Here is a 16835-nt window from a genome sequence, read left to right on the forward strand (position 1 = left end):
GGGCCGGTGAGGATGTCGTGGGTGCCGATCCGGTGCCACACGATGTGGGGGAGCCCGGCGACCTTCTCCCCGCCGTACGACCACGTGGCGCGGCCGTCCGGCGCCCAGGTGAGCTCGTAGACGCCCGGGGCGCAGCGGACGCCCTTGATGCGTAAGCCGGGGCGGAACTGGCGGCCGGTGCGCAGGTCGGGGACGAAGGCGTCCAGGACGACGCGGCGGAAGCGGCGGCGCTGGGCGGGGGTGAGGTGCTGGAGGTCGGCGGTGAAGCGGGGGCGGGTCTCGAAGGTGGGCACGGTGGTCTCCTCCGGGCAGCACGACGAAGCCCCCGGTGGTTGCCGGGGGCTGCTGTAGGCGGTGCTCGTTCCTTGGCGCGTGGTGGTGCTCGGTGGTGCTTGTTGGTGTTGTTCGGGTCGTGGTGTGCGTGCTGCCGGAGAGCGATGACATTCGCGTCCGGCCCGGGGCCGCTTCCCGCCCAGCGGGCACCTGAGAAGAAAGTTCGGCCGCTGCTCCCGCCTGGCGGGACGCCCTGCTGATCGGCCTTTTCTTGCAGGTCAGAGCCGTGTGGCGTGGTCTGCATGACAGTGGATATCAGGGTCGTCCGGGCCGGTCAGATGTACCGCTACTACCTCCGCGAGACCGTCGTCGGCGACGGCCGCCGCCCGGCCCGCACGCCGCTGCGCGCCGCCCAGGAGCAAGCCGGGGTCCCGGCCGGGCGCTGGATGGGCCGGGGACTTGCCGTGCTCGGACTCGCACCGGGTGAGGAAGTCACGGAGGCGCAGCTGCGGAACCTGTTCGGCGAGCGGGGCCGGCACCCGGACGCGGACCGGATCGAGGCCGAGCGGCTCGCCGCGGGCGACTCCCCGAAGAAGGCGTTCAAGGCCGGCGCCCTCGGACGCCGCGTGACGGTCACAGGGGTCGACTTCGTCTTCCGGCCGCAGCCGACGATCTACCTCCTGTGGGCGTTCGGGGATGAGGAGACCCGTCTGGTGATCGAGGCCGCGCACGAGCGGGCGATCGAGCGGGTGCTGGAGTGGATCGAGGACGAGGTGGCGGTGATCCGGTACGGCAAGGACGGCGTCTACCGGGTGCGGCCGCCCGGCGGTCTGGTCGCCGCCCGCTTCCGTCACTACGAGGCTCGCTCCGGGCGGCCCTTGCTTCATGACCATTTGCTGCTGTCGGTGAAGGGGCAGCGCTTGGACGGGAAGTGGGGGTCGATCCACACCTTGGCCCTGCACGAGAACACGGTGGCGGCCTCCGCGCTCTACAACGAGCTGGTGGCCGCGGAGGTCTGCGAGGAGCTGGGGCTGGCGACCGAGCCGCGCATCGTCACGCCGGGGCGCCGGCCGGTGATGGAGATTGCCGGGGTGCCGCACGAGCTGATCCGCTGGACCTCCCGGCGCAGCGACCAGATCGCCGCCTGCCTGGCCGAGCTGGAGCACGAGTACGTCACCGCCGTCGACGACGACGGTGAGCTGAAGTTCCTGCCCGTGGTCTCGGAGCGGGCCCGCGCCAAGATGAGCCAGATCGCCGCCCGCAAGACCCGCCCGCCCAAGCGGAATACCCAGCCGCTCGCGCAGCTGCGCGTCTGGTGGAAGGTGAGCGCGATCCTCACCTCCAAGGTCGCCGTCGACGTCATCAACTCCCTCCTCGAGCACGCCCGCGCCGCGGCTGCCGCGATCCGGGCCCGTGTCGCGGCCGAGGTCGACGTCGCCTTGGCGGCCGTCGACGTCGCCGCGACGGTGTTCGTGATGAACGAGGGCGGGCGCTTCCACCGCCGGCACCTGCTCGCCGAAGCCCGCCGCCATCTCGCCCTGGTCCTGCGCGGCCGCCGCCGCGCCCCCGGCCTGGACGACCAGATCGTGGCCGCCGCCATCTCCACCCACTGCCTGGACATCAGCGAGCCGACAACCACGATCGGCCTGCTGTCGGACTATCGCCTCTACACCGCCCGGTGGTCCCTGTCCGACCTCCCCGCCCGCCGCCGCCCACCCACCCCTGCGCCCGACCCGGACCGGCAGCCCCCGGCCGATCCCGGCGAGCCAGCCGAACCCCGGCCCTCGGGCCAGGACGCGGGGGAGTGGGAGATCCCCCGCATCCCGCTCCAGTACGAGCGCGCCGTCCTCGCCGGCGTGGTGGTCCGCGAGAAGCTGCGCACCACCACCACCGCCACCGCCGTGCGGGGCCGGGCGTACGACGTCGTCGCCCACCAGCAGGCGGCGATGCCCGAGCAACTGCTCGCGCCCGAGCCGGCCGACCCCGAACACGACGACCAGGAGCAGAAGCCCGGCCGCCGAGATGCGCTGGACCTGACGGCGCTGCGGGCCCTGCGGGCATCCCGCACGGACATGGAAGCCCTCGATCTCACCGCCGAACGCCTGCGCCACCTCCAGGACGCGTTCGCCAAGGTGGGCGACGAAGCCCGCGCCCGCTCGGACCGCCACACCGCACAGGCCGACGCCAGCGCGGTGCGCCCGACGAGCCCGGTGCGCCCGGACGACCAGCAGGCGCACCGCCCGCAGCAACCCGGACCGCACCGCGGCCGGGAGGCCGGCCACTGAGCGGACCCGATGGCGCGCACCCGGCGCGGTGGTGCGCACCGACGACGACGCCCCGCGTCCACTCCACCGAGTGGAGCCCACCGTGCGGGAGTGGACGCCATCGATGGGAGTGGGGCCGCGCCTCCACTCGGTGCGTTTCTCCTTGACCTCAGCTCAGGTCAAGGAGAAACGCACCGCCTCCACCGCCTCCACCCGGGCCCACTCCACCGCACGGCGTCCACCCGGTGGGCACCACTCCCGCGCGCCGGCCGCACCGGTGCGCGCACCGCCCACCGAGTGGAGACGCACCGGCTGGACGACGGTGCGCATCGTGGTGCGCACGGGTTGGACGCGGTGCGCACTGGATGGGCGCTCCACCGCACCAGTGCGCACCGGGTCGGTGCGCTCCACCGCACCGGTGCGCTCCTACCCGGTGCGGTGGTGCGGTGGTGCGGTCAGCGCTGTGCACCGGGTGCGGAGTGCACCGCGTGCGCCAGCGCCAGGGGCCTGCTCCTCGCGCATCGCCTCCGAGGGCCGCCGAGCCGACACCGGCCGACGCAGGGCGTAGGCGGACTCGCAGTCGGCGTGCTCGTCGGGCACGGCGGTGATGTAGTCGGCCAGCAGCAGCGTGCCGAACTCGCCGATCAGACGCGCCAGCTCGGGGCCGTCGGCCTCGAACTCCGCGAGCGCGGCCTTGTCCTGCTCAGTGTCCTGGTACCGCCAGACCAGTTCCACGTAGTCGGCGGCCCCCCGTGCCCGAGCAGAAGGCCACCGGCTGGCTCTCGCGCCTGCGCCGCTGAGCCGGGCAAGCCGCCGGCGGGTGCGGGCAAGCCCAAGGTCACCCTGGGCAAGCCTCCCGACCCGACGACAGCGGGGCCAGACAGGATCACCCTGTCCGGCCCCGCTGCTGGTTCCCGGCTGCTCACCGGCTGAGGCGGATGCGTGGCCCCCACGCGAACTCGAGGTCGTCCAGCAGGACGGTCTCCAGCTCTTTCTCCCACTGGGCGCGCAGACCGAACGGGTGGGTCTCCATCCGCTCCAGGATGACCAGGGTCTCGGGCTGCCCGATCAGCGCGTACCGGCCGTGCGAGGCGGGCCTGCTGCCCGGCCCGTACGCGCGCAGCAGCTCCTCCAGGCGGGCGCGGTGCTGCTCCACGAACGCCTCCAGGCGCTCGATGTACCCCTCGCGTTCCTCGGTGCGCACCGCGCTCAGGGCGACGTCCAGGAACTCCCCGTCCGGCCAGTGGCGCTCGTCCGGCGCGGCCAGGGCCCACGGGAAGCGTTCCGCCACCGCCAGGACGTCCCTCGCCTCCAGCGGCGGCGCCGGGGCCTGTTCGTCCGCCGGCGCTTCCTCCAGGGCGGGGGAGACCGGCTGCTGAACGTGGGCGAGCAGCATGGCGCTGGAGGCGGCGCGCCCGCGCCCGGTGGTGGCGGTGGTGTCGGCGATGCGCAGCAGGTAGCTGGCGACGTCGCGGACCCTGGCGAACCAGCCGTCCTCGAACCGCGGCTCGGACCCGTGCGGGGGGCTGCTCTCGGAGATCCAGGTGTGGTAACGCTCGGAGGGGGGTTTGTTGGTGTGCCGGGTCGTTGGTGGCCTGGGGTGTTGTGGGTTCGTTGAGAGGCGGAGTTGGCGGTTCGACGGGGGTGGCCGGGGTGTGTGGGCTGGGGTTATGTGTTCTGTGCTGAGCGGGGCTGGGTCTGTTGTAGGTAGTTCTAGCGTGTAATGGCTCGTTTGGTGTTTGTGCTGGTCAGGGCTGTTCTGCCTGCCTGGCAGGTAGGCCTATCGGCCTCGGCGGGGGCGGTGGTGGGTTTCGGCGAGGTGGTCGATTCGGATGGCTTCGAGTGATCGTTTGGTGATGCGTTCGGTGCCGTCGTGGATGGCGGTGATGGCTGCTTGGCGGATGAGGCGGGTGAGGGACCCGATGCGGCCTGCGGTGCGCTGGTGGAGGTAGGGGGCGTGGCGGGGGAGGGCGCCGGGTGTGTGGTGGGTGAGATCGAGGGCGTTTTCGATGTCGGTGATGACATCGCGGAACGGGTGGCGGGTGCCGTGGCGGGCGGGGAGGGGACCGCAGTCGACGAGGGTGGCGCGTCCGGCGAGTTGGGCTCCTCGCACGCCGGTGAACAGGGGTGTGTCGGTGACGTTGATGCCGGCGTAGACGAACGTGGCGGGCAGACGTTCGCTGAGGTCTTTGATCAGATCGGCGGTTTGGGCGCCGGTGGTGGTGCGGGGGTTGAGGCGGTGGATCTCGTCGATCATCACCAGCTGTACACCGGCTTGGGTGTAGGTGTGGCAGACGGCGTCGGTGATCTGGGTTTGGGTCATGCGGGCTGTGACGGGGATGCCGAGGTAGCGGGCGAACTCGGTGACGAGGGTTTTCGCGGTCGCGCCGGGCGGGACCAGGACATACGCGACGGGTACCACTGCGTGCGCTGATCCGGGCGGTGCGGGGTTCTTGCGGATGTGGGCGAGGTGGCAGGTGCGGCCGACGTTGAGCAGGGCCGTGGTTTTCCCTGCTGCGGCGGGTCCGGTGACGATCAGTGAGGGCCGGGCGGTGGTCTGCTGGTGGCGGCCGAGGATCATCAGGGTGCGGACCTGGGTGGCGAGGGTGTGGATGGCGGGGGTGCGGATGGTGACGAACGCGGAGTGGTAGGCCAGGCGTTCCTCTGTGTTGCGGGGCGGGTCGCCGGGGCGGGGAGGGGTGGGCGGGTCGGTGGTGGCGAAGCGGTGCCAGCCCTGCCAGGTGGTCAGGGGCCAGGACGGCTCGGTCTCGCCGCTGTCGTCGGTGCCGCCTTGTGTGCTGCTCGCGTTTGTCTGGCTGGGGTTCACCATGTGGCGGCTTCCTCGTGCGCGTTGTAGAGCCCGAATCCGGCGGCCGGGGCGGGGCTGACGTCGTCGGGCAGGTCGTCGAGGTCGTCGATGCTGTCGTCGTTGCCTTCGTCGCCTTGCCGCGCCGGGCTGTCGGCGGGTGCTTCGGTGTCGTGGTCCCCATCGCGGGCTGTGGGGAGCGGGATGTGAGCGGTGCGGGCCATGAGGACCTGCTCCGTTTTGGTGGCGTGGCCGCTGTGGACGCGGCGCATGAGCTGGTCGAGGGCGTCGGCGAGGTCGGCTTCGTACTGCTCGGCGTCACCGTGGTTGCCGTCAACGGCCTGGGTGCGGATGTGCTGCCAGGTGCGTTCGTCGAAGGGCCGGTGGACGTGGTCGCGGTGGATCCACGGAATCTCGGTGAGTTCGCCGTTGGGAAGCCGGATCCAGATCTGGCGGACATCGTGGGGGTTGTAGTGGATCTCCCATTTCCCGCCGCGGCCGGCGACGGGGGAGGCCTGGCCGCGGTGCGGGGCGAGGAGATCCGCGTCGTAGGTGCGGTGGTGGATGGTGATGCCGGCGGGGGTGATGGCCTGCCAGCGCACGGGCAGCAGTTCGAGGTAGTCGCGCCCGGTCAGCGGGACGGGGACGTGTCCGGTGACGGCGACGAGCGCGGCCCACATCTCATTCGGGGTGAGTGCCTTCCTGGGCATCATCGGGTGGCGCAGGCCTTCGTGGGGCCGGTGGTGGTAGTGCACCAGCCATTCATCGAGGAGGTCTTGCAGTTGGGCGACGCTGTAGCAGGCGTCTTTCTCGGTGTCGGGGCCGCGGCGGGTGACGTCGGAGCCGGTGTAGCCGGGCAGGTGCTGGCAGAACAGGGCGTTGATGGAGCCGAAGGTCCGCTCGACGATGCCCTTCGCGGTGGGAGCGCGGGGCGGGGCGGGCTGGACGCTGATGCCGAGGGTCTCGCAGGCGGCGGTGAACGCGGCGGAGACGAAAACCTTGCCCCGGTCGACGACGATCGTCTCGGGCAACACGACCGGCCGGGCCGCCGCACCGGCCAGGCGCTCATCCAGCGTGGCCAGCCGCTGGTGGGGGAGCGCGCGGGCGTGGTCCATGCGCAGGATGTCCGGCCAGGTCGGCCTGGCTGGGTGCGGGACGGCCATCTCCGCCAGCAGCAGGGCCGCGTCCACGGCCTTGGTCGCGCTCGGGCACAGCACGGCGGCCAGGATGGCGCGGGTGGCGACGTCGACGGCGATGGTCAGCTCGGGCCGGGCCAGGCGCCCGTCGTCGAAGAGGGCCAGAACATCCAGGCGGGTGGTGTCGATCTGGACCTGCTCGCCCGGCCGCAGCGCCATGGCGGGGGTGAAAGCCCGCCCCTCGACGCTCGCGGGCACCTGCCGCACCGGACCACTGGGCAGTTCACCGGGGCGGGCGAGGGAGGTGACGAGCCGGTACAGCGTGGCCTGGGACGGCACGGGCACCGCACCGGGGCCGTGCCGGTCCTGAAGGATCTGGTTGATCAGTGGGAACAGGCCGTTGATGGTGCCTTTGGAACGTCCGCGCCGGCGGCGCAGCGCCTCGCGGACGGCGGCGACGACCCGTTCGTCGGAGCGCCCGGTGGGGCTGGAGGCGCGGGTGGTGCGGTGGTCGAGCAGCCCCCACAGGCCCTGTTTGCGGTAGGCCAGGCGCATGCGCTGCACCGTGGTGCGCGACACCCGACCGAAGCCGAGGGCGGTCAGCTCCTCGGCCTTGGCCTGCTCCCGTTCGGCCAGCGTGTGCCGTGCGGGATCGTACTGCTCCCGCACCACTCCACCGCTGCCGGGCCCGTCGGCAAGGCCGCATTCGACCTCTCTCACGTGCCGCTGCCAGGCCAGAGCCTTGTTCCGCGCCGCGGCGGGCGCGGTCTCGAACAGCCCCCACTGCGGGGCCGCCTGCGGCACGTCGGCCCCGATGACGCTGAAGCCTGGGTCGGCGAACAGGTACCCGGCGAGCACCGCCTCACCGCCGCCGTCCGGGCCGACGAGGTGAACGGTCTGCCCGGACAGGGCGGCCACCTGCCACTTCACACCGCGGAACCGGACATGCGCCCCGACCGCCACGGCCGGCCGCGCATTGCGCCGCGCGCTCACCCGGCACCTCCCGTCTCGCCCAGACCGTTCCTGTCCCTGGGGCCGACGAGAACGCACTCGTGCAGCGGCGCCTCCAGGTCCGTCGTGAGCTGTCCGTGCCACAGGGCGTGAAAGACGACGGGAAGCACCTCGATCGGGTCACCGACAGCTTCGGCTCCCTCCAGCAGCGGCCGAGGCCGCGCGAACGCCTCCACAACAGCGGGCATCAGGCCCAGCCGGCCGGCGTTGCGGGGATGGCGGTAGCCGGCCAGCCACTTCAGATTGGCGGCCGGCACATCGTCGAGCGGCGCAAGGCGCCGGTAGGTCCAGCCGATCTCCTCACACGCCGCGCCCACCGCTTCGGCCGCCCTCACCGCGCGGTCGCCGCCGGCTTCCGGGTGGCTGGGGCAGTCGGCCAGCAGACCCGTGCCGTCGCGGTACCGGGCGAACAGCTGCGGCACCCAGGAGCGCACCCGGTCCCGTCCGTCCCGCCACAGCAGCCGTACCGGACGCCCCGCGAGCCCGGTCACGTCAGGGTCGCGGTCCAAGACCATCAGCTGGGTACGCATCGCGTTCGACCCCGCAGCCACGTGCCGCCCGGTGGTCGCCGACCACCACAGCCCCGGCCCCCAGCGTCGCCCCGGGATCACCGGGAACGCCGACACCGGCGGCAACTCCTCGAACGCCACGGTCATGGCGGCATCCGCCCACCGCTGCTGGACCGACTGCCCCACCGGATCGAGGAACACCGCCTCGAACCCGCTCCCTCGATCCACGGCCGCTCGCCCTGCCCGACCTCCAGGCCGGGTCGCCCCTGTGCTGATCACCTGCGTCAGCCAAGCCGCTCCCGCCGGCAGCCGCCGCTGTTTTCAGGATTTCTGCCACAAACGAGTGCCCTATCAGCTAACAGCCGACGCCCCGTCCCGTCGTTCTCCGCCGCCGTCTTCCTGCCCGCCTGCCGTCAGCATGCTCCTGAGGGCCTCGGCGGGCATGTCCGCCCACCGTGCCACCTCCTCCCATGGCACTCCGCCGTTCACCGCCGCCACCGCGGTCCGCTTCCAGGCCGCCTCGATCAGACCGGCACTGTGAGCGAGACCGCGCAGCAGCTGCCGGGCGACCTCGGCGGTCGGCCCGCTCTGCACGCCGCGCAGCTGAAGCAACTGTTCCTCGGCACTGTCGATGAGGCTGATGATCCGCGCCCGCTGCTCGGGCGGCACCACCGCCCGCCACATCGTCCCCGAGCCCGGCGCCCGTTTCTCCTTGCCGAGCACGCGCAACTGCCCGGCCATGGTTACCGGCTGGTGCTCCTGGCGCACCCACCAGGGATCGTTCGCGTACCCCGGCGGGCCGCCGGCTCCGCGGCGCCGGCGGATGACGCTGCCCATCCACGCGATCAGCGGACCGCCGTGATCCGTCGCCGCCAACGGCCCAAGCCACGCGCGCCCGACCCGCTCCCCGAGCCGGCGGCAGAACATCCCGTCGGCGGGCAGCGCCCGCGGCCGCCCAGCACCACTGTCCACCCACACCAGCTCGGCCATCTCCGGATCCAGCAGAGCGTCGGCGACCGCCACCACCTCGGGAAAGACGACCGCATCTCGCCCCACGATCCGCCACCACTCAAACTCCGACCCGGCGTCACCACCCGCGACCTGATGCAGCCGCCGCGGCCAGATCGTCTCCCGCTCCCAGTGCAAGGCATGGTCCCACCACCGCGCGACCACCGCATGCGCCAAAGCGAACACCCGCTCCGGCTCGGCCCCAGCCCGCACGGCCCGCCGCGCCACCCCCGTCCACCGCCGCTGCGCCCCGACCATCTCCGGCAGGTGCCGCACGTCCAGGTACTCACGAGGCTGGTCGGCGTCCGCGTCCAAGAGCCACCGCCCGTGCCGTACGCACACCCGATCCCACCGCGGGGCGTACCGCACCACTTGCACGGCCGTCCCCGTACGCCGGGCGGCGCACAGCCGGCAGCCGAACGCTGCCGGCCCGACGACTGCGCCGCCGATCCGCCACGCCGCCGCCGGCACACCATCTTCTTTGACGCCCAGCCTGGCGTCCTCCTGTCCCCAGGACGGCAACGCCCGTGCCAAAACGTCTTCCCTGACGCCGCACAGGCCTGCCAGGAGCTGGCGCCCGGCTGCGTTCAGCAGCACATCGGCGTCGGGCCGCGCGCCCCCGCCGTCGCGCTTGGGCTGGGGGTTGCACCAGTGCCAACAGGATCGCAACACCTTCGCTTCCAGCCCGTAGCGGCTCGCGACGCGGCAGATCAGCGAGGAGGTCGTTTCTCCCTGCAGGGGAGCGGTCCTCAGGTGGCCGGGGGGATGGATCACTCCACCACAGTGCCGTGTTCGCCCTCCCGGGCGGGCACTTTCCCAGCAGATGCCCAGCGGATCAAGCACACAAGGGGTGCGGAGGGCTGATAGTCCCTCCGACGACTGCGTGCGGGGACGTGCAGCCGGCGGAGCCGTCCCTCCGACTCGGGCAACGTCTCCCCTCGCTGCCAGTCCTCCATACCGGTGGGGCCTGCGGCTCAGGAGCGGATCGAGCTGTTCACGTTTCAAAACCAACCAGGCAAGTGTACGTTCACCGTACGCAATTCGTACGGTGAACGTACGCGTATCGTACGCTTCATAGGATAGGCTCCCGGTCCGGAGGTGCTTTCATGTCCGAGTTGTTCGACGCGGTCGATGCGCTGCTCGCGTCCCGCGCTGTCCTTCCGCCGCCGGCGGAACGGAAGAGGTTGCGTGCCGCGCACGGCCTGACGATCGACGAAGTGGCCACCGCGCTGAAGGTGCGCCGGGCCACGGTGTCCGGCTGGGAGTCCGGCAAGACCGAGCCCCGCCCGCCGGAGCGCGACGCGTACGCGCGGCTTCTCGATGGGCTCGCGAAGCTCTACCCCGCCACGGCCAACACCGATGCGACGGAGGAGGATGCGGCGGTACCGGCGATGTTCCCTGGCCCCGCGGCCCCTGCGCCGGAAGCTCGGACTCTGCACACAGGCCCGGCCCGCGGGGCTGCGGCCATGACGACGGCACACCAGAGCACCCAGCCCCCTGCCCCCACCGCCCCTCCGGCGACCGCATCCTGTCCGGCGCGCACCGCCGGGCCGACGTCAACGACCCGCCGTCCGGGCGCGCGGAAGGCAGCGCCGGCGGGCGGCATCGACCCGCGGTTCGAGAACGGTCCGCTGGCGGTCCTGGACGTTGACGCTGACGGGCAGGGCCTGGCGTACTGCACCGGCGGCCTGGTCCTTCACGTGCCCGCCAAGTCCCTGCCGTCCCTGGTGGACTGGACCCTCAAGGAGGCGAAGCTCGGTCAGCCGAAGCTGTCCGGCCCTGGCAAGGACGCCGACCCGCTGCTCGTGCTCACCGAGGCCGCGCTGGAGCGCTACGGCCTCCCGGTCACCCTCACCGACGAGGAGCGCCTCGCCGGGCGCATCCCGGAGAACCACAAGGTCATCAAGCAGCTGACCCGCGCCGACTGGCAGCTGACGAAGCGCGGGTTCGGGCCGTGGGCGCGGATCTACCGCCCCGCCAAGGGATCGGACCGCCAGTGCGTGCAGCTGTGCATCCCGTCGTGGAACGCGCTGGACACCCGGCACTGGGGCGACGCCTGGCAGCTCCCGCCTGCGGACCTCGCCCGGGTGTTGGGCGTGTATGCGTCGCGGGTGATGACGCCGCGCGGCTCCACGGCCGTGACCGGCCTGGAGCTGATGACCGCGCTGCACCCGGCGACCCGCGCGTCCGAGCCGGACGCCGACGGCAAGCGGCACTCCGAGCACAACCCCGGCTCGCTGGGCAAGGACCCGGTGGACTGCGCGCCGTGCGAGGCCCCCGACGGGCACCCGCTCCTGGCGGACCTGCCGCGCTTCCACGTCCGCGGACCGGCGGAGAAGCTGTTCGAGGAGGCGTACGACTGGGCGCGGCCGATGACCGACGCCGAGTGCACCCTGCGCCACCTGGTCGGCATCGACGTCAACATGGCCTTCGCCGCCGGCGCCAACGGGCTGACCGTCGGCCTCGGCGCGCCCACGCACGTGAAGAACCCGGTGTTCGACCCGAAGCTGCCCGGCAGCTGGCTGGTAGATCTCTCCCCCGTCGACCTGTCCCACGTGAAGGTCGGCAAGGAGTGGGTGGAGCTGGACGGGTCGCTGCTGCCCTCCCCGTTCACGCCGAAGGGCGAGGCTCCGACGGGGCCGGCCTGGTACGCGACGCCGACGGTGGCGTACGCGGTGGAGCTCGGCTATGAGGTCCGGCCGACCGAGGCGTGGGTCCGGTACGACAACGGCCGGTACCTGGACGGCTGGTACCAGCGGCTGCGCGACGCCTACCTCGCCACGATGGCCGACCTCGGCGTCGACGCCGACCTCGCCCCGGCCGACTTCCTCGCCGCGATGGACGGCTACAAGGACCGTGACCCGGAGCTGGCGATCGTCGTCTCAGCGATCAAGGCCACGGTCAAGGGCGGACTGGGCAAGCTGCGCGAGCGCCCCCGGGGAGAGGGCTGGCGGCCGGGCGAGCCGTGGCGCGCCCTGTCCCGGCCGACCTGGCGGCCGGACATCCGCGCGGCGGTCATCTCCCGCACCCGCATCAACCTGCACCGCAAGATCGTCAAGCACGCGGCGTTCACCGGCCAGTACCCGATCGCGATCCTGTCGGACTGCGTCGTGTACGCGGCCAACGGCACCAGCCCGCTGGACTTCCTGCCCTACCGGGAGGGCAAGCCGCTGCCCGGCGGCTTCAAGCTCGGCGTCAACCCCGGCCTGGTCAAGCACGAGGGCACCCAGCCCGTCCTGTGGGGCGAGGAAGTCCGGGAACGGTTCAACGCCCCGGAACTCAACCTCGCCCGGTACATCAAGGACGGCACCGTCACCGACGCCGACAACGGAGAATAGGAGAAGGGGACGATGAGCCTGTTCGGGGACGGCCTGGACGCCGCGGTGCACAAGGCATTCACCCGCCCGGCACCGAAGAGCGCGCCCGCACAGATGCGCTACCTGGTCAAGCAGCTCAAGGGCACGAAGGCAGCCGCCCAGCTGCTGCGGATCTCCCAGCGCACCGTCGAGCGGTACGTGAAGGACCAGATCAAGAAGCCCCGGCCCGACCTCGCTGCCCGCCTGGAAGGCGAGGTGAAGAAGCGGTGGCAGCCGCAGATCCGGGCCAAGGCCCGGCAGAAGGCGGCGACCACCGGCGGCATCGTCATCGACACCCGCGCCCGGATCGGCTACACCGCCCCGATCGGCACGACGGACGAGGACCGGCTCCGGCACCTGACGGTCGCCCTGCCACCCCGCTACGCCGCTCGCCTCTTCGACGCCCAGGAGGCCGGCGCCACCGACCAGCAGCTCCAGCAGATCGCCGCCGAAGCGCTCAAGGAGGTGTACTTCCAGGACGGTGGCCGCCGCGCCGGCCAGCTGGAGGAGGTCCGCTTCGCCGACATCGAGCACCTGGAGTTCGACCTCTGACCCGCATCATCTTGACTGCGCGAGCTCCGGGAACCGGGACGTTCCCTTGTCTGGGTCCGGTCACCCGGCCGAGCGCCAGTTTCACCCCCAATGCACGCCGAGCTCCCGCAGCGCGGTCAGCTGTTCCTGGGTGAGTTTGTCGCGGCGGCTTTTGGTGTTCGAGACCCATACGCCCAGCCTCACGGTCACCGGCTCCGTCCCGCCGTCGACGGCGATCTCCTCGGCGTGGGCGCGCGGCACGGGCCGGTTGGCGCCTTCCCGCTCGACCCACTGTGTGAGGGCCGTCAGACCGCGCTGGAACGCCTGCTGTGCCTTGCTCGGGCCCTTCGTCGCGCGGGGCGCCGCCGGGGCGGGAGACGAGGCCCGAGCGGGCTGCACGCCCAGCTTCGACAGCCGCTCCTGCTGCTCGGGGAGCAGCTGAGCCCAGGTGCCCGGCTTGCGCTGCTGCTGGAGCCACCGTCCGATGTCGTCGCCGTCGAAGATGACGCCCGGCGCGATGTAGGGGAGCGCCCCGTCGGTGTCGACGAGGTCGGCGAGCACCCGGTAGTGGCGTTGCCAGTCCAGCGGCCATGGGCAGTCCCAGTCCGGGTCGATCGCGGTGAGCTGCGCCGCGCGTACGGCGGCCCGCTCCGGGTCCTTGCCCAGGCCGTTCTTCGCGCCCTTCCGCCGGAGGTTGGCGATGTGCTGCCCGACCGGCACCATCTCGGTGCCCTCGCCCCACACCGCGTCCTGGCGCGGTGCGAGGTGCCCCATGGCCCGCCGGTACGAGCGCAGCGCGGCGAGCTTGTTCTCCCATGCTTCCTCGCCCGGCTCCCACACCATCCCGGCCTCGGGCCCGTCCAGCAGCTCCTTGCGGTGCGGATCGAGCTCCCCGGCGCGCAGCGTCTTGCGCTGCTGGTGCACCCACCGCCCAAGGGGGAAGTCCTTGGTGACGCCGACCTCGACGTTGGTGTCGTACGGGACGGCGTACAGGCCGGTGATCTCGTTCTCCCTGCGCCAGCGCAGCAGGGCTTCGTAGCCCTCCAGCCACACCAGCGACTCGGGCCGGTACACGCGCGTACGGAGGAAGGCTGCGATGGTTGCCGCGTCGCGCGGGCTGGAGAAGTGGAGTAGGGCGGACTCGGCGGCGGCGTCGGTGTCGCCGGTCTCCTTGTCCTCGTCGTCGCTCGTGCCGCCGGCCCCGATGATGCGCCCGTCCTCGTCCCGCCGCAGGTGGACCTTGCGCTTGCCGCTGGTGAGGGCGCGGGAGGCGAGTTGCTCGACCATACGTTCATCGTGCGAGCGCAGGCCCTGGAGGACCGCTACGAGGGGGCGGAAGCTGGCGGAGGCGACCATGTCGGTCGGTTCCTCGCCGGGCTGGAGGAAGACGGGCACGATGATCCGCGCCACCTTGGTGCTGCCGTCCTTGTTGAGCCTCAGCGCGCGGCCGATGTTCTGGACGATCTCGACCTGGGAGCCGCGGGTGTCGGCGAAGCAGATGGCCTCCACGCCGCGTTCGCCGGTGATGTCGACGCCTTCCCCGAGTACACGCACGGAGGCGAGGAACGCGCGGTGCACGCGCCGGTTGTTGGCGTCGATACCGTTGGCGAACTGGCGCAGGACCTCGCGCCGCTCGGCGACGAGGTGGTCGCCGCACAGCCACGCCGACCACACCCGGTCCGGCGGGACGTGGCGGCCGGCCTCCAGCTCGTAGAACTTCGCGCCGATCGACGACGCGGGCAGCTTCTCCGCCTTCGCCAGGTCCTCATCGGAGGCGTCGTTCATGTACAGCTCGGCGGCGGTCTCGGGCAGCTTCTGCGCGAATGCGGCGGCTTCCTCCACCTTCTGGTGGAACGTCATCACGGTGCGCAGGTTCCACCTCGCGGCGTGCTCCAGGAGCGCGGTCTGCAGGAGCGCCATGCGCCGGCCCCGCAGCGCATCGTCCGACTCCCCGTAGACCGGGGAGGGGTCGCGGATCTCCAGCACGTCGATCTCGAACCCGGCGAGGATGCCCCGCTCGATGGCCTCCGAGAGCCCGAGCTCGGCCAGCCACGGCCCGTAGGTCTCGGAGTCCCGGCCCATCGATGCCAGCTCCAGCTCCTGCCCCTCCGCACCCTTCTGAGGCCGGGGCGCGGCGAGGATGCGCGGGGTCGCGGTGAGATAGAGCCGGAAGTCGGCGGGGATCCGGGCGTTGTCGTGGATCGCCGCCCACGGCCGACCAAGATCACCGGCGGTTCCGTGCGCTTCATCCACGATGGCGAGGTCGAAGCCGTCCATGCGCTGCCCGTAGAGCCGCTCTCCGCCCGCCAGGGCGGCCTCCAGCGGCCCGCGAACCTTCCGCTGCCCCGTCGGGTCCTCCGGGTCGTCGCGGTCCACCAGCGAGGCGTACGTGGCGAACACGACCACGGGCCCGGACCCGGCCCACAGAGCGAGCTGGATCGGGTTGGTGGTGGTGCGCACTCCCAGCGAGTTCAGGACCGGGTCGTTCTCCAGCCGAGCACACGCGACCATGGGGGCGGTGTGGCCCACCAGGCGCCACGCCTGGGCAGTCTGGACGAGCAGGTCCAGGGTGGGGACGGTCACGAGGATCCGGCCGTCCGCGAAGCTCTCCAGAGCGCACGCGGCGGCCGTGACCGTCTTACCCGAGCCGGTCGCTGACACGATCGTGCCCCGGGCACCCTGCGGGGGAACAGATGACCTTGCAGGGAATCCCACCCACCTGCGAAACGCGGACCGCTGATCTACCTGGTGTTCCTTGAGCTGAATCGCTGACATTTCCTTGCCTCCCCGAGCGGTCAATTCCTGTGGTCTTTCAGAGGGCCGCATGCGGAATGCAGGCCGCGCCCAAGTCGTTCCAGATCGACGCATCCGCCTTGTGCCAGCCGCCCGGCTTTCCGTCCTTGAAGGGCGGCTTGTCGTCCGGGTCGTAGTGCCCGGCATCGAGCGTGCAGACCACCACGTCCCCGTCCGCGTTCCGCGTCCGCGCGGTGCACAGACCGCCGGCCTCGTCCAGGGCCTCCAGCACCCGGCGGCGCGCCGTGGTGTGCGGGTGGGTGCGCGGCAGCACGTTCTCCCGGACGAACCTCTCCAGCCGCACCAGGTCGGCCCGCTCACGCTGCCTCACGTCCGCGATATGTACGGCCAGTTCAGCGGCCCCGGCCGACCGGCCGCCGCGCCGGGACCACTCCCGGTCCGCGATGCCCACCAGGGCCTCGATCACGGCCGTCACGCCGTCATCCCAGCCGTCCGAGAACAGCGGGCCTCGAGAGGCCGGCGCCATGCCGCCCAGCTCCACCACCTGGCACTGCGCCCCAGCGACCGCCCCGGCCTCCAGCGCGGCTACCAGGTCGTCCGCCTCGCTCGCGGGTACGCCCTGCGCCTCCAGGAGCGCGAACACCTTCAACCGGGCGTTCACCCCCGCCGTCTGGTACTGCGTCACCCGGCGCACAGAATCGCTGCTCAGCGCGGGATCGGGTCCGGTAGATTCGTGGTGACCGGTCATCTGCGGTCGTTCCTCTCAGAATTCCAGGGAGTTCCCGGGTGGTTGGGGGGTGTCCCGTGTTTCCGCCAACGGTACATGCTGCATCAACCTGATGCACGCGGTACACTGGAACCCGCACGATCGAGTGACCCCCACCCCTTCGTAGCCAGCCTGGCCCGCGAAGCAGGCCTCAACGGTTCTGGAGGCGCAGCCGGAGGGACCGTCAGGCGGGGGAGTGCAGCGGACCCGCCTGGGGAGTGCGGAGCACTCCCCAACTCGCTTACTGGAGGCCCCACAGCCGCACCTGACACCCAGCCAGCCGCGGCCGCGCGATGCGCGGCCTGCCGGGCGCGCAGCGGCCGGCTTCACCGGCCCCTGGAGTGCAGCGGAGGGGGCCGCCCCTCGCATCGCGAGGGGCGGCGGGAGCGCAGCGACCGCAACTGCCCCGCGAAGCGGGGCA

13 protein-coding genes are annotated in these 16835 nt (G+C 72.0%); 3 read left to right on the plus strand and 10 right to left on the minus strand.

The genetic code is table 11. The annotated features are described in order from the left end of the window. A partial coding sequence (locus CD790_RS33935; protein ID WP_144387235.1) for a hypothetical protein occupies positions 1 to 293 on the minus strand: 293 nt, incomplete at its 3' end. 282 nt (positions 294 to 575) lie between these two features. On the opposite strand from CD790_RS33935, the gene mobF reads away from it, so the two are divergent. Beyond that, positions 576 to 2558 carry a MobF family relaxase gene (gene mobF, locus CD790_RS35115; protein WP_186319398.1) on the plus strand — a complete coding sequence of 661 codons (1983 nt, stop codon included), beginning with the start codon at positions 576 to 578 and terminating at the stop codon, positions 2556 to 2558. Positions 2559 to 2711: 153 nt separating this feature from the next. On the opposite strand, the gene CD790_RS33955 is transcribed toward mobF, so the two are convergent. The 7 genes from CD790_RS33955 to CD790_RS33985 all read right to left on the minus strand — a co-directional run bounded on the left by CD790_RS33955 (position 2712) and on the right by CD790_RS33985 (position 9781). After that, positions 2712 to 2948, minus strand: a complete 237-nt coding sequence (locus CD790_RS33955) for a hypothetical protein (protein WP_144387237.1) — start codon at positions 2946 to 2948, stop codon at positions 2712 to 2714. 15 nt (positions 2949 to 2963) lie between these two features. Beyond that, positions 2964 to 3272, minus strand: a complete 309-nt coding sequence (locus CD790_RS33960; protein ID WP_144387238.1) for a hypothetical protein — start codon at positions 3270 to 3272, stop codon at positions 2964 to 2966. Positions 3273 to 3459: 187 nt separating this feature from the next. Continuing rightward, complete coding sequence (locus CD790_RS33965; RefSeq protein WP_144387239.1) at positions 3460 to 3933, minus strand: hypothetical protein; 474 nt, start codon at positions 3931 to 3933, stop codon at positions 3460 to 3462. Between the two features lie 384 nt (positions 3934 to 4317). Beyond that, positions 4318 to 5286 (minus strand): TniB family NTP-binding protein, encoded by a 969-nt coding sequence (locus tag CD790_RS33970; protein ID WP_144387246.1) that lies wholly within the window; start codon positions 5284 to 5286, stop codon positions 4318 to 4320. Positions 5287 to 5360: 74 nt separating this feature from the next. Further along, complete coding sequence (locus tag CD790_RS33975) at positions 5361 to 7472, minus strand: Mu transposase C-terminal domain-containing protein (protein WP_144387240.1); 2112 nt, start codon at positions 7470 to 7472, stop codon at positions 5361 to 5363. Continuing rightward, a complete protein-coding gene (locus tag CD790_RS33980; RefSeq protein WP_144387241.1) occupies positions 7469 to 8227 on the minus strand; it encodes a TnsA-like heteromeric transposase endonuclease subunit in 759 nt (252 codons plus the stop codon). The genes CD790_RS33975 and CD790_RS33980 overlap by 4 nt, the downstream gene beginning before the upstream one ends. Before the next feature lie 123 nt (positions 8228 to 8350). Next, positions 8351 to 9781: a DNA-binding protein gene (locus tag CD790_RS33985; protein ID WP_399218692.1), complete on the minus strand. Its 1431-nt coding sequence runs from the start codon at positions 9779 to 9781 to the stop codon at positions 8351 to 8353. 332 nt (positions 9782 to 10113) lie between these two features. On the opposite strand from CD790_RS33985, the gene tap reads away from it, so the two are divergent. Beyond that, positions 10114 to 12345, plus strand: a complete 2232-nt coding sequence (tap, locus tag CD790_RS33990) for a telomere-associated protein Tap (RefSeq protein WP_144387242.1) — start codon at positions 10114 to 10116, stop codon at positions 12343 to 12345. Positions 12346 to 12357: 12 nt separating this feature from the next. Then, on the plus strand, positions 12358 to 12915 hold the full coding sequence (gene tpg / locus CD790_RS33995; protein WP_144387243.1) for a telomere-protecting terminal protein Tpg: 558 nt from the start codon (positions 12358 to 12360) through the stop codon (positions 12913 to 12915). A gap of 81 nt (positions 12916 to 12996) precedes the next feature. Here the strand turns inward: tpg and CD790_RS34000 are convergent, their stop codons facing one another. Together CD790_RS34000 and CD790_RS34005 are read right to left on the minus strand one after the other, a co-directional pair. Further along, on the minus strand, positions 12997 to 15669 hold the full coding sequence (locus CD790_RS34000; protein WP_144387244.1) for a DEAD/DEAH box helicase: 2673 nt from the start codon (positions 15667 to 15669) through the stop codon (positions 12997 to 12999). A gap of 37 nt (positions 15670 to 15706) precedes the next feature. Continuing rightward, a complete protein-coding gene (locus CD790_RS34005; RefSeq protein WP_260868115.1) occupies positions 15707 to 16333 on the minus strand; it encodes a hypothetical protein in 627 nt (208 codons plus the stop codon). Positions 16334 to 16835: the final 502 nt, after the last annotated feature.

Origin of the sequence: Streptomyces sp. SAJ15, from assembly GCF_007595705.1 — a bacterium.
Classification (GTDB): domain Bacteria; phylum Actinomycetota; class Actinomycetes; order Streptomycetales; family Streptomycetaceae; genus Streptomyces.